We start from the raw sequence: 16,948 nt of genomic DNA on the forward strand, positions 1-16,948 counted from the left end.
ATGCACAAGAACACACCGGCGAGCAGGTCCCGCCTCATCCCGATGGCACCCCGCGACGCTCACGAACCGGGCCGGTCGGCCAGCATGCTCGAGCTGTTCTTCGACCTCGTCTTCGTCGTCGCGGTCAGCATCGCCTCCGTCCAGCTCCACCACGCCCTGACCGAGGGGCACGTGCTCGACGGCCTCCTCACCTACGCTCTGGTCTTCTTCGGGATCTGGTGGGCCTGGATGAACTTCACCTGGTTCGCCACGTCCTTCGACACCGACGACTGGCTCTACCGGGTGCTGACCATCGTCCAGATGGCCGGCGTACTGGTGTTCGCCACGGGGATCGAGCCTGCCTTCACCGACGCCGAGTACACCCTGCCGATCCTCGGCTACGTGGTCATGCGGCTGGCCATGGTCGCCCAGTGGCTGCGCGCTGCGCGCTCTCACGCGTCTGTCCGACGCACCGCCCAGGTCTACGCCGTCGGTATCGCGGCGGTCCAGGTCCTGTGGCTCCTGCAGCTCATGCTGCCCGAGGTGCCGGGCATGATCACGCTGGTCCTGCTCATCGCCGTCGAGGTCGCGATCCCGGTCGTCGCCCAGAGACGCGGGACCACGCCCTGGCATCCCCACCACATCACCGAGCGCTACGGCCTGTTCACGCTCATCCTGCTCGGTGAGAGCCTGCTCGCCTCCTCCAACGCGATCATCGAGGCCGTTCACGACACCGATGCCCTGGGACCGCTGATCTCGATCGCAGCACTCGCGTTCGTCGTGACCGCCGCTCTGTGGTGGATCTACTTCTGGCCGCCCCACCACCGGTCCATCACCGGCTTCGGCGGGACGCTGCGCTACGGCTACGTCCACTACCTCGTGTTCGCCGCCGCAGGCGCGCTCTCCGCAGGCATCGAGGTCCAGATCGACGCCCTGACCGGGCACAGCGAGCTCAGCGACCTGGCCGCTTCCTTCACCGTGACCATCCCGATCGCGATCTTCCTCGCGGGTGTCTGGTGGGTAGCGATCCGGGACCATGCCGGCCCGCTCGTCAACACCGTCGTCCCGCTCGCTGCGGGCCTGGTCCTGTGCGACCCGCTGATCCCCGGTGTTCCCGTCACCCTGACCGCCATGATCCTCGTGCTCGTCGTCGTCATCCTGGTGCTGCACCCGCCCGCGAGCTCACCCAGCGCTCCACTGCCACCACGACAGCCACGCAGCCGCGGCTGACTATCGGACGGCGATCGCAACGCTGGCGGCTGCCGCGCGGAGCGACCGGCCGGCCCTTGGCTCTGCCGTCCGACCAGTGTGGATGCGCACGAATGGCACCAATCGCGGAGGTGCGAGGATGGTGACACGGTTGGTTTGTGCTGACCAGATCGGGGTCGGGTGATGCAGCGAGCACATCAAGTGGTGGTCCTCGTGCTCGACGGGGCGCGCCCGCTGGACGTCGGGATCCCGGCGGAGGTGTTCCATCCGGAGTTGGGGTTCCCCTACGAGGTGTCGGCCTGCGGCGTCACCGCCGGAACGGTGACGACCCACGGGAACTTCGGTTTCACGGTCCCGCGGGGCCTGGAGGCACTGGCTGACGCGGACACGATCATCGTCCCGGGGTACGTCCCGGCAGGTCGGCCGATACCGGTGGAGGTACACGAAGCACTGCGGAGTGCCGCATCCCGCGGGGTGCGCATCGCGTCGATCTGCTACGGCGCGTTCGCCCTCGCAGATGCCGGCCTGCTCGACGGCCTGCGAGCGACGACGCACTGGGATGCGGCGGAGCAGCTCGCGCAGCAGCACCCGCAGGTCACTGTCGAGCCGAACGTGCTCTTCGTCGACGAAGGATCGATCCTGACCTCGGCGGGGGCCGCCGCCGGTCTCGACCTGTGCCTGCACATCGTCCGGCGTGACCTCGGAGTGAGCCCGGCGACCGAGATCGCGCGAGCGCTCGTCACCGCGCCCTACCGGACCGGGGGTCAGGCCCAGTACCTGCCGAAGACCAGTCCGGCGGTCCAGGGCGAGACCCTCGCGGCGACGCGCGAATGGGCCATGGCGCGGCTCGACCAGCAGCTCACGGTCGCTGGACTCGCCGAACACGCGCGGATGTCACGCCGCACGTTCCTGCGCCGCTTCGCCGAGGAGACCGGCAGCACCCCGCTGCAGTGGATCCTCCGCGCCCGGATCGATACCGCCCGCGAGCTACTGGAGAGCACGCGGCTGTCCGTCGACCGCGTCGCGGAGCAGGTCGGGCTGGGAACCGGATCGAACCTCCGACTGCACTTCCGCCGGCTCCTGGATGTGTCCCCCTCTGAGTACCGCGCCACTTTCTCCGGGCGGGGCTGACCGCTGCGATCCTCGCCCGAGTGCCTGGAGCGTTCCGCTACGGGACGCGAGGGGGAAGCGCGACCGTTTCGCCCGCCACGTCGATCGCGACCTTGCCGTGCAGTGCGTACGACCGCCTGTTCTCCAGGAGCTCGTGGGCCTCGCCCATCCGGGCCAGCGGAAGCGTCGCGCCGATGACCGGCTTCACGAGACCGCGCTCGACCAGCGCGGTGAGCGCGTCCAGCTTTCCTCGGTTCTGTCGCGTGAAGACGAAGTGATAGGCGGCGTTCCTGCCCCACGCCTCGATGAGGTTCTGCGGCTGCGCGAGGTCGACGATGCTCACGACGCGTCCTGAGTCGGCGAGCGCCAGCGGGCTCCGTGTGAGTGTGTCGCCACCGATGGTGTCGAGGACGACGTCGACCCCCGTGCCTCGCGTCAGCTCGGCCACGGCATCGACGTAGTCCGTCGAGGTGTAGTCGATCGTCGCATCCGCACCGAGGGAGCGCACGAACTCATGGCCGCCGGCCTTCGCGGTGGTGATCACTCGTGCGCCGATCGCCTTCGCGACCTGGATCGCGATCGTGCCGACACCGCCCGTGCCTCCATGGACGAGGATCGTCTCCCCCACGGTGAGCTGAGCGCGCGTCACCAGGGCCTCCCATACCGTCCCGCCGACGAGAGTCAGGCTTGCCGCCTCCAGGTGGCTGAGGTTCTCCGGCTTCCGGCCGACGAGGTCGACGTCGGCGACGTGCTGCTCGGCGTAGGAGCCGGGGCCGCCGAAGATCTTGGGCGTGTAGTAGACCTCGTCGCCGGCGCGGAACTCGGTCACGTGGGATCCGACTTCCTCGATCACGCCGGAGATATCGTGTCCGATGATCGCAGGGAGCGGTACATGATCCGCGTAGTCTCCGCGCCGGATCTGAAAGTCGAGCGGGTTGACGGCGGTCGCGTGGACGCGCACCCGCACCTGGCGAGGTCCGACCTCCGGTACGGAGACGTCGCGCAGCTCGAAAGCATCGGTCCCTCCGAAACGGGCGAGCACAATGGCCTTCATCGAAACAGTCATATCGGTGGTCCTCATCGTGGTTCTGGGTGCGCGAGATATCGGGACGGGCGCTTCCCTCTCGGCGTGGCGTGCACGAGCGCTGAGGGGATGGCCCGGTCTCCTGACATCAGTGGAGGGTGGACCAGGCAGTTCGCACACCCGCGTCCGCGCCGTCGACGAGCACGGCCCGATAGGTCGCGCCCTGGAAGCGGTCCTGTACCGCTTCCTGGTACTGCTCGCTGAGATACCAGTCCTTCGCGGCTGACGCGTCCGGGAACCGCAGCACGACGACACCTTCGATCGGTGGCCCTTCGAGCACCTCGTGTGTGCCGTAGTCGACGAGGACCTGCACGTCATGGCCGGCGAACGTGCTGTCAGCGCGTTCTGAGTAGCGGTCGAGGGCCTGCTGATTGTTGGTGGCGTCTCGCTGGAACAAGATGTATGCAGTCATGCTTTCGGCCCTCCGCTGCCTGATCCATTGGAAGTACCGGTCGTCCATGCGGTACGGAGACGTCGCGCAGCTCGGAAGCATCGGCTCCTCCGAAACGGGCGAGTACAGCAGCCCTTATCGGATCAGTCCTGTCGGTGTTCCTTGTGCTGGGTGCGCAACGCACCGGGACGGCCGGCGCCCCCTCAGTGCCATGCGCCCGATCCACACGATCTAGTGGCAGCAATGCCATTAACCGCGAGGATAGTGACAGGCTGTGGAACTTCGTCGTCCGCGACCACGAGGAGATCCTGCGAGCCCGCCAGGACCGGGAAGCCGCCTCCGACCGCTTCGGAAGCGTCGAGGGCTACGACGGGCGCCGGCTTCCCGCACCGCCGGTGCCGGACGTGATCATCACGCCGCGGCGCAACCCACCACGCCGAACCGACAAGGCATGAGTAACGCCGCTTGGCCTCTGCCGGTCCATGCGACCGACCGGACCTTCAGGATGGAGAGCGGTCATGACAGCGCCCGTCAGGTAGGCCATGGCGACCCGCTCTCGGGTGCCACCGCCGCGCCGGCCAGCGCATGCGGCCCACCGGCGGACCACCCGACGACCAGGTAGCGCGTGGCACCGAGGTGGGTGAGCCGGAAACCGCAGTCGACGGCCGTGTCGGCGACGGTACGGCCCGGTACGGGGCTCGCACCAGGCGGCGTCGCGGGTTCAAACGAGAACGACGAGCTGGAGCGCGAGCCAGGCCGACACCGTGGCGACGGTCGTCCAGAGGACGATCGCTACCGCCTGCCAGAGCAGCACCCACGCTCGCGGGGTCCCGCCGGCGACGAGCATCGCTGACGTGACCTGGGTGGGGATGGCGAGAGGGCCGAGGATGCTCGCGCCGGGAACTCCGTAACGCACGAGCCACCTCTTGAAGCGCTGATGGCCCTTCGACTCGGGCTTTGCGGCCGTGCTCGCCCAGGTAGCGGCGTCCGCCGCGGAACCCGAGACGCCGGTGGTCCCCACGTCCGCCGCGACACGGCTCGTGCGGTGGTTCACGACGGCGGCGCGAGCGCTCGAGGTGAGCAGCACCACGAGGAGTACGCAGAGAAAGTTTCCGGCGGCCGCGGCGATGCCCGCCACGACGGGGTTGAGTCCGCCCACGACGCCGATCAGCGATGCCACTTCGCCCTCGACGAACGGGATCGCGCCGGCGAGCAGCACGATGACTGGTCGGACGATCTCAGGGACATGTCCCACGAGGTCCTGGAAGCTGCTGACGATGTCATCGATGGGGAGCATGGTGGGGTCCTTTGCTGGTGCCGGCTCTCTGGGGTCGAGGCGTCTCGACTCTTCTCCCCGTGGTGGTCCCAGGACGGGGTCTGACGACGTCGTTCATCTGTGCTGCGCCGGCGCTGGACCGGCCAGGTCCGCCTCCCCGGCCGGTGCCGGAGGGGCGATCATGGCGCCGCCGACCATCCTTGGCGCCCAGTCGCTGCTGTCCAGCGCCTCGACCAGGCCGATCGAGTCGGCAGGAGAGGAGCACAGCAGGAGCAGCACGTCCGGGTCATCGCTCGCGACGGTCTCGACGATCGGCGCGAACTCGGGTGAGCTCCGCGTCGGCCGAGACTAAGGCCACGGTGCGGGGACGTGGCTCATGCCGGGCGGCGAGCTCGAAGAAGCCCTCGCTGAGCGTGGCGCTCGAATGCGGTTCGTCAGGGGGCGTCGCGATGTAGCTCGGGTACCGCGACGAGTGCTCCGAGCTTCCTCGTGACATGGCACGACGCTATGGCTGCTGTCCCGCGGGCGTCCAAGACTTGTCTCGACGCCGGACGATAGGATTCGTCTATCGATATCAGCCCCCGCCTCTTGCGCTACTTCCTCGCCGTGGCCGAAGAACTCCACTTCGGCCGTGCGGCCGTGCGCCTCTACATCTCTCAGCCGTCCTTGAGCCATCAGATCCGCAAGCTCGAGGAAGGGCTCGGCGCGCCCCTGTTCGAGCGTTCGAGCCGCCGGGTGCAGCTCACCGCCGCGGGCCGGACGCTGGCTCAGGAGGCGCCAAAAGTGCTGGCTGCGCTGGAGCAGGCAGTGCAGCTCACCCGGCTGACCGCCTCGGGAATCGCACCGACGATCCGCCTGGGATATACCCCGGTCGCCAACTTCGGCACTCTCACCGTGCTCATGGATGCGCTCCAGGAGGAGCACCCCGACCTTACGATCGACGCTCGGGAGGCCTTCAGCGCGGAGATCCCCGATCGGCTTCGCACCGGCGACCTCGACATCGGTCTCGCCCTCTCGCCGCAGCCGCTCGACGGGGTGCGTAGCCAGATCCTGCGCAGGGAGTCCGTCTCCGCGCTCCTGAGCACGCGTCACCACCTCGCCCTGGCGCCGAAGATCCCGCTGGCGGAGCTGCGCGACGAGACACTGCTGCTCTTCCCGCGCCGGCTCGCACCGGCGTACTACGACGGCATCGTCGCGGCGTGCCACGAAGCGGGCTTCGAACCCGACGTCTGCGCGTTCGAGAACCCGCCGGTGAACCCCATGCTCGCCCGGCTCTCCAGCGGGCGCGAGGTCGGGCTGGCGCCCGCGTCGTTCGCCGAGCACGCAGCGAAGGTCGGCACCGGTGTCACCGTTCGTGAGGTCGTTGATCCATCGATCGCCGCAGAGCTCTCGGTGCTGTGGTCCGCGGGCGGCAGCTTGCCCGCGGTCGCGAGCGTCCTGGGCATCGCCCGACGATGTGCGGAACGCAACGGATGGCTTGGCGGCCCCACCCTGTAGCTGGACGCAGAGCACGGGTGCGGAAGCGCCGATCAGTCAAGGAAGGGTCGAACGCGAGCACGCCCGCCCAGGTCTCTGGTCGGTCGGTATCTACGTCGTCAACCTCGACGGGATGCGGCTGCGTACCCTCGTGCCGGCGGTGACGGCTGATCGGTGATCGCCGGTACGCCTTCACCGGAACAGGACCGTTCGCCGGTTCCTGAGAGTTTCCCCCTCGCCGGCGTGCCCAGGCTGCACGACGCGCCACGCGCCACGCGCGCCGTCGGCCCTCCGGTTTCGTTCATCCCGTGGACAACGCGCTGTCACCGCGTGGCGGCGCAGGTCGCGTACGGTCGCGACACCAACATCAGGAGGCGACATGGGTTCCGAACCAGGCACTGCGCGAGCGTTTGCTCACGAGCTCTCGCAAGGGATCGACCCGGATGCCCTCGGCCACGATGCCCTCAGGGCCGACATGGCGCGGGCCGCCGAGGTGCCCGGTCCGCCGCTGCTCGGGGCGGGCTGCGTTCGAGCCGCTTACGAGGCGATCGCAGCGGCGGGAGAGCGCGCCGACGCACCGGATGACGCGACACTCGTCTCGCTCCGATCCGGCGCGAGGGCCGCGGCCGACGCGGCCCGGGTCGCCGACGAGATCGGGGCGGGGGCGGGCGGAGCGCTGCGCGCCGCTGCCCGGGCCTGGTACCCGTACGCCGTCGAGGGTGAGAGCAGGTCGTGGGAAGCCGGCCTGAAGGCATTCGCTGAGACGTGCGACAACAACGCCGGTGCGGACCAGGCGCTGGTCGTGCGGGCCGTCGAGGCGGCGGGCGCGGCGGCGGGACGCGACGACACCGGGACGGGGTGCGCGATACGCGCCTTCGCCGATGAGCTGAAGCGCAGGACCTCAGCCGGAGAGGACCTGCTGACGGCGTGGAGCGGCGCCGTCCGCCACACCGGCGAGGCGGCGCCCGACCCGGTATTCCACACCGTGGTCGACGCCGTGCGGGGCGTGCTGACCCGATAGGAGATGCGCCTGCCGCGCGTGATGTGCACCTAGCGGGCAGGGCGCGGTTACCCACTCCGGAGCGCAGCCGCACGATCGCCCACACGAGGGCGACCGGGGCCGACGGCCAGATCACGAGGGCAAGCACGGCCAGCACCACATCCGTAGCCTCTGCCTTGCCCGCCGGGGCGGCAGGCGCCGGGGCGGGGGCCACCTCGGCCGTGATGGCCTCCACGTGGCTCCGCTCATCGAGCATGCGGCGGACCGACTCGTCGTCGCTCCGTACCGTGCGAGCAGCTCGGCGGCGTGCTCACGTGCCGCCGCCACGGTCCCGGCGCGTTCGCGCGGGTCGGCGGCGGCCAGGGCGCCGCGGGTCGAGATGGCACGATGCGCGCCCGGGCAGGCGGAACCGTGGGCCCGTTCGCTTCTACCGACCAAGAGGTCGGTTGTGCCATACTGTTCGGACCGTGGGGTGCAGTGTGCGACACCACCAACGCGCTCCAACCATGCAGCTCTGCCGGGTCAGAGACGGAAGGCGAACCAATGGCATCAGCGACGACAAGAAGCCGGGCCTCAGAACTCGTTCCGCAAGGTGTGGAGTATCACCGGATGCTCGCGGGGGAGAAGCGGCGAATCGGTCGCGGCCTGCTCGCCATCGTCCTTCTCGTCGGAGGCATGTTCGGCGCGATCCAGGTGTTCTACCTCCTGGCCGTCTGGATCGACGGATCCATCCGCACCGAACCGCAGGCGCTCACTCCCCCCCTGACCCTTGCGTCGGGCCTGGTTGCCACCGCGCTGCTCATCCCGTGGAGCATGCTCATTCAGCGCTGGCTCTACGGTGTGCCGAGCCCATCGCTGCACTCGGTTGTTTCCCGATTTCGTTTCGATGTGTTCGGGCGCGCACTGCTGGCCATCTTGCCGCTCTTCTTGATCGCCCTCGCCATCACGGAGTACCTGGAACCGCGAGCGACTGCCGTGTGGTCGCACGGCGACATCATCGGGTTCTTTGTCGTGGTCGTGCTGTTGGTGCCCTTGCAGGCGGCAGGGGAGGAGTACGGCCTGCGCGGACTCGTCTTCCGCATCGCGGGGGGCTGGGTGCACGGGCGGCGAGCGTCGCTCGTCCTGGGAACCGTTGTATCCGGGGCGGTGTTCGCTGTGATCCATACAGCGGCGGACCCCTGGTGGAACGTGTTCTATGTCTTGTTCTCCGTCTCCACCGCTCTCATCACGTGGCGTACAGGCGGGATTGAGATCGCTATCGTCATTCATGCTGTCTACAACGTCATGACGTTCGTATTCTGGTTCATTCTGCATGCGGACCTTGCCGATCGATTCGATCGTTCGGCTGGTGCCGTCACACCCGCTCTGCTCGTCCCCAGTGCTCTTGCTTTCCTCGTTATCACGGTGGCGGTGTGGCTCCGCACCCGGCGTACCGGCCCCGCGAAGACACCCTCTGCCGACCCGAGGTTCGCCGAGGGTTCGTGAGTGCCACCCGGTGGGCCCCGTTGCGCCATGCACCGGCCGCGTCCTGACCTGAGGTGCCGTTGGTGCGGAGCAAAGAAAGGGATAGCGCGACCGCGCTGTAGTATCGACCAGATGGTCAGTTCGGTCGATGAGAGATAGGTGGGTTCCGTGGCGGAGGGTCGGCAGACGCGCAATACGGAACGAACACGCCGCGCGGTCCTGGACGCTGCAACCCGGCTGATTCTCGAAAAGGGCACGGCTGTCACTCTGGCCGAGGTCGCCTCGGTCGCCGGAGTTTCCAAGAGCGGTCTTATCCACCACTTCGGCAGTCGTGATCAATTGGTGATCGCCGTCGTCGAGGACATGTTCGAACAGTTCCGAGCGGCGGTATACGCCAGTCTCGACCTGTCGGAGAACTACCCCGGAAAGATGCTCCGTGCTTACGTCCGCGCGCTCTTCGCGGGAAGTGCGGAGGCCGTGGCCGCGCGCGACTTCACGTCAGTGTCGAGCTGGAACGGCCTGCGTGCAATTCCCGCGGTTGCCGCGGTCATCGAGGAGCACAACGCATGGTGGGGCGAGCAGTTCGCCATGGACGGGCTCAGTGCCGAGCTGATCCAGATCGTTCGCCGGGCCGCTGAGGGTGTCGCAGCTGCGGCTCTGCAAGGGGACGAGGACGAAGCAAGTATCGCGACCGCTCGTCGCCTCCTGCTCGCCCTCGCCACGAACGGCAACTTCAGCGCGCCGCTCTGACCCTTCCGGCGACCTTCTCTGCGCAGCGTCGTGCCGCTTCACGGTGATGCGGCCAGGTTGGCGAGCTCGCTGCGAGCGGGACGACTCCTTCAGTCTCCGTGCGCGACCGAGCGGCGTGCCTGGGCCCGGAACTTCGCGGGTGACGAGCCGACCACTCTACGGAATGCGGTGCTGAATGCGCTCTCGGACTGGTAGCCCGTGGCTCGTGCGAGCTCGGAGATCGACAGGGTGTCGCGGGCGAGGGCGTCGCGGGCAAGGTTCATGCGCCACTGGATCAGGTACTCCAGGGGCGGGACGCCGACGTGGGTCTTAAAGGCCTGGGCGAATGCGGAACGCGACATGTGGCTGATCTCGGCGAGCTCCTGGAGGCTCCAGGAGTGGGCCATGTCCGAGTGCACGGCGCGCAGGGCGGCGCCGATGCCGTCGTCGTTCAGGGCGCCGAGCCAGCCGCAGGGCCAGTCCGTCTGGCCGGCGTGCGCACGCAGCATGTGCACGAGCAGGACCTGCGCGAGGTGGTTCTGCACCAGAGGGCCGCCTGCGGCGGTGGCCTCGACCTCGGTGGCCAGCAACGTGATCAGCTGCCCCAGCGCGTTGCCACGTGGGTCGGCCGCACGGACGATTACGAGCGGCGGCAGGAGATCTGTCAGGAGGGACGCGTTGCTGTCGTCGAACGCGATGTGCCCGACGCAGAGATAGAGATCCTCCGTCGAGTCCGGGCCGATCCGCACGAGCCCATTCCTGGCCTCCGCCCACACCGGCTTCGCGGGTCGCGGGATCGCGTCGAGCGTGCTGGCCAGCGCGTAGGGAGGCGGGTTGCCCAGCATGAAGGTGTCGCCCTCGTGCAGGAGCATTGGCTCGTGCCCGTCCAGGGTCAACCAGCACGTGCCGCGCACGAGGCCGCCGATCCGCACGTGCAGGAACGTGTCGAAGCGCAGTGCCCACTCGCCCACGGCCCGGAGGCTGGGCTCGATCACCGTGCGGGGCCGGAGCAGGCCGATCGCGTCAGCCACTGGATCGTTGAAACCGAGCAACGCTCAACTCCTGGACTATCGATAAGGAAACCTGGACTACCCGTTATGGATAGTACCTCGGCGGTCCCGCAGGATCGGAGCCTGACGATCCACGACGGAAGGTACGGGAGAGATCCACATGGGACAGCTTGAGGGCAAGACAGCGGTCGTGACCGGCGGCAGCAGCGGCATCGGCCTGGCGACCGCCATGCGGCTGGCGGACGAGGGCGCGTACGTGTTCGTCACGGGACGGCGCGCGGCCGAGCTGGACGCCGCCGTCACGACCATCGGGTCCGACCGGTCGACAGGCGTGGTCGGCGACATCGCGAAGCTGGGTGACCTGGACCGGCTCTACACGGCGGTCCGGACACGGGGGAGCGGGCTGGACGTGCTCGTGGCGAACGCGGCGGTCGGCTCGTTCGTGACGTTGGAGCAGACCACCGAAGAGCACTTCGACCAGACCTTCGGGATCAACGTGCGGGGCACGCTGTTCACGGTGCAAAAGGCGCTCCCCCTGCTCAACGACGGAGCTTCGGTGGTCCTGACGGGCTCCACGGCGGCCGACCGGGGCATGGAGGCGTTCGGTGCCTACTCGGCGTCGAAGGCCGCGGTCCGATCGTTCGCGCGGACCTGGTCCAACGAGCTCAAGGGGCGCGGCATCCGGTTCAACGTCGTCTCGCCGGCATGGATCGAGACGCCCGGAGGTACTGCCGCTTTCGGCGACGAGGAGACCGCCCAGGCGATCAAGGAGCAGGTCGCCTCGACCGTGCCCAAGGGCCGGATGGGGCAGCCCGAGGAGGCCGCCGCGGTCATAGCGTTCCTCGCCTCGGAACAGAGCAGCTACGTCGTCGGCAACAATCTCTACGTGGACGGCGGCACCAACCAGGTCTGAGCGAGGGGCAGGGGGCCGGTCGCGGAGGAGCGCAGCCGCTCCGGCCCCCCGCTTCAGCGGGGCGCGCCGTTGGTGCGCGCCGGGCGAAGGGCATCTGCCAGACGGGTCTCGCCGGGGCCTTTCAGCCAGTGGTCGGCTGTTCCCGCCGGCAGCCGTGGCCCTTAAGGGCCCGTACAGCCAGCTTGTTGGGGCATGTGGGTGCCGACAGACGGCTCAGTTGTCCGCAAGCGTGTCGGTGTAGAGCTCGATGGTGCAGCCGGATCGTACCTGCCCGCTTTGGTAGCCCTTGAACACGAAGGGCTCGTGGCCCGGTTCGCGCACGGCGATGACACAGTTTCCAGGGGTCGATACTGCGAGCACGAGGGCATCGCCATCGCGAATGGCTTCGACGTCGTCCTCGTGGAGCAACCGCAGCTCTTCTTGGACGGTGCGTTGTGCGTCGTCGGGGTCGATGCCGGGGCGCAGGTCGGCGACCGTTTCGAGAACGTCTTTCTCGTCATGGAACGGTTCTGTCAGGACGGCCAGTTCGTCGATGGAGTCGACCGTGTCGCAGTTGATCTCCTGCATGTGGGAGATCCCGTCGAGGGCGTGGACTCGCATGCCCCAGCATGAGACGTGGTTCGCTGCGGTCCAGGTGTCGTTGAGGCCGCCTCGCACCTCGCCAGAGCCTTCGTCGAGCTGGACCGTGACACGGAGGTTCACGCGCCCGCCGCGGAGGCTGAGTATGTCCTCACGGCGCCTCGGGGCCTGGCCGGCACGCATCGGTTCGAGGTCGTGGGGGTGGGCGATGCCCGGACGCTGCTGCGACATGTCTGCACCGTGAAGTTGACCGGATCCATGGTCCTGGTCTGGCCGTTGGCGTTGGCCGCTCTCCATGCCTCGCGGCGCAGATCCTGCCGGACGTGGGCCAGCTCAACACCGGGGCGGCGGCGGGCCTCGGCCTCCGCGATGCTGACCGCCGACAACCGGTCGGTCCGGAAGAGCCGGGGCTTTCCGCTGTGATCGGCGACCAGGTACCAGGTACCGGCCTTGGCGACCAGCCCGTACGGGTCACCGTGTAGAAGCGGAGCGATGCCTGACCGCTGTGGCGATAACGGACGCGCGGCCGGCGATCACTGAGCACCGCGGCGTACAAGGATTTCAGGTCGGTCTCATCGCCGGATGCCGTCGGCTCTGCCCCGCTGGGCGTACACCGCGACACCAGCGGCAGACAGCGCTTCGACGTCGCGGTAGATGGTGCGCTGAGCCGGGAGCCGCAGACGATGGAGCTGGTTCATCCCACCCAGGCCATCCAGCTCGGCCCGGCGTCGCGCTCCAGGGCGCGCAGATAGACGCTGAGCCTGCCGTAGAAGATGTAGACGGCCTCACGGTAGATCTTGTGCTGGACGAAGGGCGAGGCGATGAAACCCTCGCCTCGGTTGATCCGATCGACCTGCAGCTCGTCGACCGTGAACGCATCCAGGGCGGCCTTCATCGCGGCATCCTGCATATCGAACCACACACGGAGGTTGGCGACTGTCACGGGTGACGGCGGTGGTAGCTGCCGGTGCGCCCAGTCGAGCTCGAGCGTCTCGAACGAGTGGGTGTACACGCCCTGGATGTCTCCCAGGTCGATGAGCAGCTGGCCGAGCGTGGCATTCGCACCCGGCAGCTTGTAGGTGAGGTCGTCGTCGGAGACCACATCAGCGACAGGTCGCTCAAGCTGGATGTGGCGGTCGCTGGAGCACCTCGGACGCCTGCGCTTCTCGGGACGATCCCGCTGGGTGACGGGCCGGGCAAAGGAGCGGACGTGCACGATACTGAATCGGACGAGCGTGATGCGAGCGCTGGTAGCGCGGTGGTTTGTCCGAGGTGTGGTCATGAACTGAGCATGTACGAGGAACCGGCGATGACGCGCGGCGAGGCCGTGGCTTCCAAACTCGCCCGTGCATTCGGCACCTGGCACTTCCTGCTCGTCCTGCTCGTCCTGGTGCTGGGCGCTCTCGGAGCGTCGGTGCTGTGGAGCGTGCAGGTGCCCGCGATGGGAAACCTGCTCACATATCTCTGGTTCGCACTCGGGATGCTTGTCACCATACAGACACCGCTGATCTTGATCACACAGCACAGGAACGAGTCGCGTGATCGTGCCCGCGACCAAGAAGCATTCCTCGTGGCGCTCCACACAGAGGCCGACATCCACGTGATCCGCGATCTGCTCGAACGGCGCACGGAGATCGAGGACGGCAACCATCGAGTTCCGAACACCGGCTTGCCCCGAGACGACGGTGATTAGCATCGCCCTGCCGTTCCTCGTACGGCGAGGCACCATGGTCGTCGCAACCAGCAACCTCGCGACGCCAACATCATCACGACCCGCCGCGGTCGAACTGGGTCCCCATTGGCGGGGGCGGTAACGCCGCCCTGATTCCCTCATGGTTCCCGCACGGCGCGCTCCACGTGCTCCAGCGGGTAGCCGGCTGACGCCCGCGGCGCGAGTACGGTGAGCGAGCTTGACCTTCAAAACCTGCGCATCACGTCGTCGATCAGCGCGCTGTGGCTGACAAGCCGCAATGTTGCATTGGGCCAGGGTTGCATGAGGCCAGGATCGAACACGGCATGCGGGTACTGGGGGTCGGGTCCGGCTGTCGTCAGTCGAACTACTCAACCGCGCTTTGCAACGGTGTCGTTGACAATCTGCCACATCTCATAGTTCCCGCATTCCGCCGTGATCTCAGCCGTCTCCTGAGCCGCGGCGAAGAAGTCGTCGGCCAGCGGCGAGGTGCGTGATGCCGCCATCGCGATGAATACCTGGTCGGGCGCCAGGTCCGAGACGGGCACATAGCTGATGTCCGGACGTGAATAGAACACCGTCTCCGAACGCCCCACGAACGAGATGCCACGGCCGGCCGCGACGTGCTCGAGCTTCTCCTCCACCCCGCGTACCCGGAGGCCTGAGTCGGGGTGCGGTCGCCTGGTGGGCTGCGTGCTTGCGTCGGCATGCCAGACGAGCCGCTCGCCGGCCAGGTCGGCCTCGGTGACTTCCTCCTTGCCGGCCAACGGGTGACCGGTGGGCAGCGCCACCATGAGCGGCTCGGTGTAGAGGGGAGTCAGGCGCAGGCCCGTCTCGTCGATAGGTAGCCGCACATAGGCGACGTCGACGCGGCCGTCGAGCAGCATCGGGGCCTGGTCGTCCCATTCCATGCGCTGCACGTCCACGACTGCGTCGGGATGCTGGGCCTCGAACACCCGCGTCGCCGGGATGACCGGGATGCCGGCGCGAAAGCCGACCACCAGCCGTTGGCCGCCGCGGGCGGTCGCGGAGACCCGGCGCCTGACTGCGTGGGCGGAGGCGAGCAGCGGTCCGGCGTCGTCCAGGAGCTGTCGGCCAGCGTCGGTCAGCGTGACGCCGTGGCTGTCCCTGGTGAACAGGGAGGCGCCGAGATCCTGTTCCAGCGCGCGGATCTGGCGGCTGAGCGCTGGCTGGGCGATGTGCAGATCGTCGGCGGCGCGGCCGAAGTGCAGCCGGTCGGCGACGGCGACGAAGTAGCGCAGCTTGCGCAGGTCCAGATCCATGGGGCCTCCCGGTCCGGCAATGCCCCCAAGGTATCACCACTGCTGAAACAGGTCTTGGACACCCACTCAGGCCGGTGGCATTGTTCATGAGGCCGGGAGAACTCGGTACAAGAATTCGGGATCGGCATCTGATAGCTGGGACCCAATCCAGCATGAGCGCGTCATTAATTGGGTCCTTCCATGCCTTTTTCGGAAACCCGTCAATTCAAAGGAGTGGCCGTGGGAAAGCTCGATGGCAAGGTCGCGGTGATCACCGGTGGATCGACTGGCCTGGCGCTGGCCGGGGCCAAGCTGTTCGTCGAGGAAGGAGCATATGTCTTCATCCAGGCCCGGCGGCAAGAGGCGCTGGATGACGCCGTCAAGCTGATCGGCCGCAACGTGACCGCGGTCCAGGGTGACGCGTCCGATCTGGACGACCTGGAGCGCTTGTATGACACCGTCAAGCGGGAAAAGGGCTCGATCGACGTGCTGTGGGCCAGCGCCGGGTTCGGCGAGCCCGGCGTCCTCGGCGAGATCACGGAGGAGCAGTTCGAGCGCTCCTTCTCGCTCAATGTGCGCGGCACCTTGTTCACCGTGCAGAAGGCGCTTCCGCTGATCAATGACAACGGGTCGATCCTCATGACCGGATCGAACGCCTCTCTCGGCGCCTTTCCCGGCTGGAGCCTCTACGCGGGGAGCAAGGCCGTCCAGCAGGCCTGGGCACGCGTCTGGCTCAACGAGCTGCGGGACCGCAGGATCCGGGTCAACGTCCTGACTCCCGGCCAGGTCGGCACGGCCAAGCAGGAAGAGCTGTTCGACGAGGCAACGAGGGCCGCATTCGAGTCCCTCATCCCCCGCGGAACGATGGGCCGCCCCGAAGAGATCGCGACCGTCGCCCTGTTCCTCGCCTCCGACGACTCCAGCTACGTCAACGGCCTGGAACTGGTCGCCGACGGCGGCACGACCGCCATCTGATCGACACCCGAACGAGTCAGAACAGCGCCTGGACCACAGGCGCCTCGAGAACACAAGAAGAGGTACAAGCTCATGAGCAGCATCACCTTCATCGGTGCGGGGAACATGGCCCGCACGATCGGCACGCTCGCGGTGGCCGGCGGCAACACCGTCGAGATCATGGCGCGCAACCAGTCCAAGGCCGACGACCTGGCCAAGACGCTGGGCGGCGGCACCACGGCAGGTAAGTGGGGCGCCGTCCCGGCCGGAGACATCGTCATCACGGCCATGCTGTACGCCGGCGTCGTCTCGACCGTCGCCGAGTACGGAGACGCCCTCGCGGGCAAGACCATCGTCGACATCAGCAACCCGTTCAACGCTGCTTTCGACGGGTTGGCCCACAGCGAGCAGACCTCGATCGCGCAGGAGATCGCCAAGATCGCCCCGGCCGACGCCAAGGTCTTCAAGGCGTTCAACACCATCTTCCGTGGCGTCTTCGAGACTGGCCGGCCCGACGTCTTCTTCGCCGGCGACGACCCGCAGGCCAAGGCGGACGTGGCGGCCTTCATCAAGAGCCTCGGGCTGCGCCCGCTGGATGTCGGCGGCCTGAAGATGGCGCACTGGCTCGAAGGTGCGGGCGTGCTCACAGTCGGCCTCGCCGGCAACGGGATCGGCCACGGGAACTTCGCACTCAGCGTCAACGACTTCAGCGGCTGACCCACCCGGGGCCGAACGGTCGCCGAGCTAGGCGCCGTCGGCTCCGGCTGGTTGCTGGACCACCGATTCTCATGTCGGAAATCAATAACGGCCAGATTTCGCCCG

Annotated in this window: 20 protein-coding genes; 12 read left to right on the forward strand and 8 right to left on the reverse strand. The window is 67.8% G+C overall.

Annotation, left to right across the window (positions count from 1 at the left end; all coding sequences use genetic code 11):
* A complete protein-coding gene (locus tag LUU90_RS10105) occupies positions 1-1,209 on the forward strand; it encodes a low temperature requirement protein A (RefSeq protein ID WP_275003292.1) in 1,209 nt (402 codons plus the stop codon).
* 162 nt (positions 1,210-1,371) lie between these two features.
* On the forward strand, positions 1,372-2,319 hold the full coding sequence (locus LUU90_RS10110; protein WP_275003293.1) for a GlxA family transcriptional regulator: 948 nt from the start codon (positions 1,372-1,374) through the stop codon (positions 2,317-2,319).
* Positions 2,320-2,356: 37 nt separating this feature from the next.
* Here LUU90_RS10110 and LUU90_RS10115 read toward each other — a convergent pair whose 3' ends face one another.
* Positions 2,357-3,352: a zinc-dependent alcohol dehydrogenase family protein gene (locus LUU90_RS10115; RefSeq protein ID WP_275003294.1), complete on the reverse strand. Its 996-nt coding sequence runs from the start codon at positions 3,350-3,352 to the stop codon at positions 2,357-2,359.
* Positions 3,353-3,470: 118 nt separating this feature from the next.
* Positions 3,471-3,794: a DUF1330 domain-containing protein gene (locus LUU90_RS10120; protein ID WP_275003295.1), complete on the reverse strand. Its 324-nt coding sequence runs from the start codon at positions 3,792-3,794 to the stop codon at positions 3,471-3,473.
* 134 nt (positions 3,795-3,928) lie between these two features.
* Here LUU90_RS10120 and LUU90_RS10125 point away from each other — a divergent pair, with 134 nt between their 5' ends.
* Positions 3,929-4,228: a hypothetical protein gene (locus tag LUU90_RS10125; protein WP_275003296.1), complete on the forward strand. Its 300-nt coding sequence runs from the start codon at positions 3,929-3,931 to the stop codon at positions 4,226-4,228.
* A 266-nt stretch (positions 4,229-4,494) separates the two neighbouring features.
* Here the strand turns inward: LUU90_RS10125 and LUU90_RS10130 are convergent, their stop codons facing one another.
* Positions 4,495-5,070 carry a small multidrug efflux protein gene (locus LUU90_RS10130; RefSeq protein WP_275003297.1) on the reverse strand — a complete coding sequence of 192 codons (576 nt, stop codon included), beginning with the start codon at positions 5,068-5,070 and terminating at the stop codon, positions 4,495-4,497.
* 160 nt (positions 5,071-5,230) lie between these two features.
* Here LUU90_RS10130 and LUU90_RS10135 point away from each other — a divergent pair, with 160 nt between their 5' ends.
* The 5 genes from LUU90_RS10135 (at position 5,231) to LUU90_RS10155 (ending at position 9,739) form a co-directional block, all read left to right on the forward strand.
* Positions 5,231-5,401: a hypothetical protein gene (locus LUU90_RS10135; protein WP_275003298.1), complete on the forward strand. Its 171-nt coding sequence runs from the start codon at positions 5,231-5,233 to the stop codon at positions 5,399-5,401.
* A gap of 236 nt (positions 5,402-5,637) precedes the next feature.
* Positions 5,638-6,546, forward strand: a complete 909-nt coding sequence (locus tag LUU90_RS10140; protein WP_275003299.1) for a LysR substrate-binding domain-containing protein — start codon at positions 5,638-5,640, stop codon at positions 6,544-6,546.
* Positions 6,547-6,904: 358 nt separating this feature from the next.
* Positions 6,905-7,546, forward strand: coding sequence for a hypothetical protein (locus tag LUU90_RS10145; RefSeq protein ID WP_275003300.1), 642 nt, complete (start codon positions 6,905-6,907; stop codon positions 7,544-7,546).
* 522 nt (positions 7,547-8,068) lie between these two features.
* Positions 8,069-9,010, forward strand: a complete 942-nt coding sequence (locus LUU90_RS10150) for a CPBP family intramembrane glutamic endopeptidase (protein WP_275003301.1) — start codon at positions 8,069-8,071, stop codon at positions 9,008-9,010.
* Between the two features lie 147 nt (positions 9,011-9,157).
* Positions 9,158-9,739: a TetR/AcrR family transcriptional regulator gene (locus LUU90_RS10155; RefSeq protein ID WP_275003302.1), complete on the forward strand. Its 582-nt coding sequence runs from the start codon at positions 9,158-9,160 to the stop codon at positions 9,737-9,739.
* Positions 9,740-9,828: 89 nt separating this feature from the next.
* On the opposite strand, the gene LUU90_RS10160 is transcribed toward LUU90_RS10155, so the two are convergent.
* A complete protein-coding gene (locus LUU90_RS10160; RefSeq protein WP_275003303.1) occupies positions 9,829-10,749 on the reverse strand; it encodes an AraC family transcriptional regulator in 921 nt (306 codons plus the stop codon).
* 139 nt (positions 10,750-10,888) lie between these two features.
* Here LUU90_RS10160 and LUU90_RS10165 point away from each other — a divergent pair, with 139 nt between their 5' ends.
* Entirely contained in the window at positions 10,889-11,641 is a 753-nt protein-coding gene (locus tag LUU90_RS10165) for an SDR family NAD(P)-dependent oxidoreductase (protein WP_275003304.1), read from the forward strand.
* Between the two features lie 213 nt (positions 11,642-11,854).
* Here the strand turns inward: LUU90_RS10165 and LUU90_RS10170 are convergent, their stop codons facing one another.
* The 3 genes from LUU90_RS10170 to LUU90_RS10180 all read right to left on the reverse strand — a co-directional run bounded on the left by LUU90_RS10170 (position 11,855) and on the right by LUU90_RS10180 (position 13,322).
* Positions 11,855-12,451, reverse strand: coding sequence for a hypothetical protein (locus tag LUU90_RS10170; RefSeq protein ID WP_275003305.1), 597 nt, complete (start codon positions 12,449-12,451; stop codon positions 11,855-11,857).
* Complete coding sequence (locus LUU90_RS26490; RefSeq protein WP_425596220.1) at positions 12,340-12,714, reverse strand: WYL domain-containing protein; 375 nt, start codon at positions 12,712-12,714, stop codon at positions 12,340-12,342. Before LUU90_RS26490 ends, LUU90_RS10170 begins: the two co-directional genes overlap by 112 nt.
* A gap of 200 nt (positions 12,715-12,914) precedes the next feature.
* Positions 12,915-13,322 carry a hypothetical protein gene (locus LUU90_RS10180; RefSeq protein ID WP_275003307.1) on the reverse strand — a complete coding sequence of 136 codons (408 nt, stop codon included), beginning with the start codon at positions 13,320-13,322 and terminating at the stop codon, positions 12,915-12,917.
* Positions 13,323-13,430: 108 nt separating this feature from the next.
* On the opposite strand from LUU90_RS10180, the gene LUU90_RS10185 reads away from it, so the two are divergent.
* The gene (locus LUU90_RS10185) at positions 13,431-13,913 is read left to right on the forward strand and encodes a DUF1003 domain-containing protein (protein ID WP_275003308.1); all 483 of its coding nucleotides are present in this window, start codon (positions 13,431-13,433) and stop codon (positions 13,911-13,913) included.
* Positions 13,914-14,281: 368 nt separating this feature from the next.
* On the opposite strand, the gene LUU90_RS10190 is transcribed toward LUU90_RS10185, so the two are convergent.
* Positions 14,282-15,193, reverse strand: coding sequence for a LysR family transcriptional regulator (locus tag LUU90_RS10190; RefSeq protein WP_275003309.1), 912 nt, complete (start codon positions 15,191-15,193; stop codon positions 14,282-14,284).
* Between the two features lie 180 nt (positions 15,194-15,373).
* Here LUU90_RS10190 and LUU90_RS10195 point away from each other — a divergent pair, with 180 nt between their 5' ends.
* Positions 15,374-16,147 (forward strand): SDR family NAD(P)-dependent oxidoreductase, encoded by a 774-nt coding sequence (locus tag LUU90_RS10195; protein WP_275003310.1) that lies wholly within the window; start codon positions 15,374-15,376, stop codon positions 16,145-16,147.
* A 72-nt stretch (positions 16,148-16,219) separates the two neighbouring features.
* Positions 16,220-16,843, forward strand: coding sequence for an NADPH-dependent F420 reductase (locus LUU90_RS10200; RefSeq protein ID WP_275003311.1), 624 nt, complete (start codon positions 16,220-16,222; stop codon positions 16,841-16,843).
* Positions 16,844-16,948: the final 105 nt, after the last annotated feature.

The organism is Promicromonospora iranensis (assembly GCF_028994775.1).
GTDB classification, from domain to species: Bacteria; Actinomycetota; Actinomycetes; order Actinomycetales; family Cellulomonadaceae; genus Promicromonospora; species Promicromonospora iranensis_A.

Excerpts from the sequence above, each read along its gene's own strand:
- LUU90_RS10105 (WP_275003292.1), top strand. The coding sequence starts at position 1 with ATGCACAAGAACACACCGGCGAGCAGGTCCCGCCTCATCCCGATGGCA.
- LUU90_RS10110 (WP_275003293.1), top strand. The coding sequence starts at position 1,372 with ATGCAGCGAGCACATCAAGTGGTGGTCCTCGTGCTCGACGGGGCGCGC.
- LUU90_RS10115 (WP_275003294.1), bottom strand. The coding sequence starts at position 3,352 with ATGAAGGCCATTGTGCTCGCCCGTTTCGGAGGGACCGATGCTTTCGAG.
- LUU90_RS10120 (WP_275003295.1), bottom strand. The coding sequence starts at position 3,794 with ATGACTGCATACATCTTGTTCCAGCGAGACGCCACCAACAATCAGCAG.
- LUU90_RS10130 (WP_275003297.1), bottom strand. The coding sequence starts at position 5,070 with ATGCTCCCCATCGATGACATCGTCAGCAGCTTCCAGGACCTCGTGGGA.
- LUU90_RS10135 (WP_275003298.1), top strand. The coding sequence starts at position 5,231 with ATGGCGCCGCCGACCATCCTTGGCGCCCAGTCGCTGCTGTCCAGCGCC.
- LUU90_RS10145 (WP_275003300.1), top strand. The coding sequence starts at position 6,905 with ATGGGTTCCGAACCAGGCACTGCGCGAGCGTTTGCTCACGAGCTCTCG.
- LUU90_RS10150 (WP_275003301.1), top strand. The coding sequence starts at position 8,069 with ATGGCATCAGCGACGACAAGAAGCCGGGCCTCAGAACTCGTTCCGCAA.
- LUU90_RS10165 (WP_275003304.1), top strand. The coding sequence starts at position 10,889 with ATGGGACAGCTTGAGGGCAAGACAGCGGTCGTGACCGGCGGCAGCAGC.
- LUU90_RS10170 (WP_275003305.1), bottom strand. The coding sequence starts at position 12,451 with ATGTCGCAGCAGCGTCCGGGCATCGCCCACCCCCACGACCTCGAACCG.
- LUU90_RS10190 (WP_275003309.1), bottom strand. The coding sequence starts at position 15,193 with ATGGATCTGGACCTGCGCAAGCTGCGCTACTTCGTCGCCGTCGCCGAC.
- LUU90_RS10195 (WP_275003310.1), top strand. The coding sequence starts at position 15,374 with ATGCCTTTTTCGGAAACCCGTCAATTCAAAGGAGTGGCCGTGGGAAAG.
- LUU90_RS10200 (WP_275003311.1), top strand. The coding sequence starts at position 16,220 with ATGAGCAGCATCACCTTCATCGGTGCGGGGAACATGGCCCGCACGATC.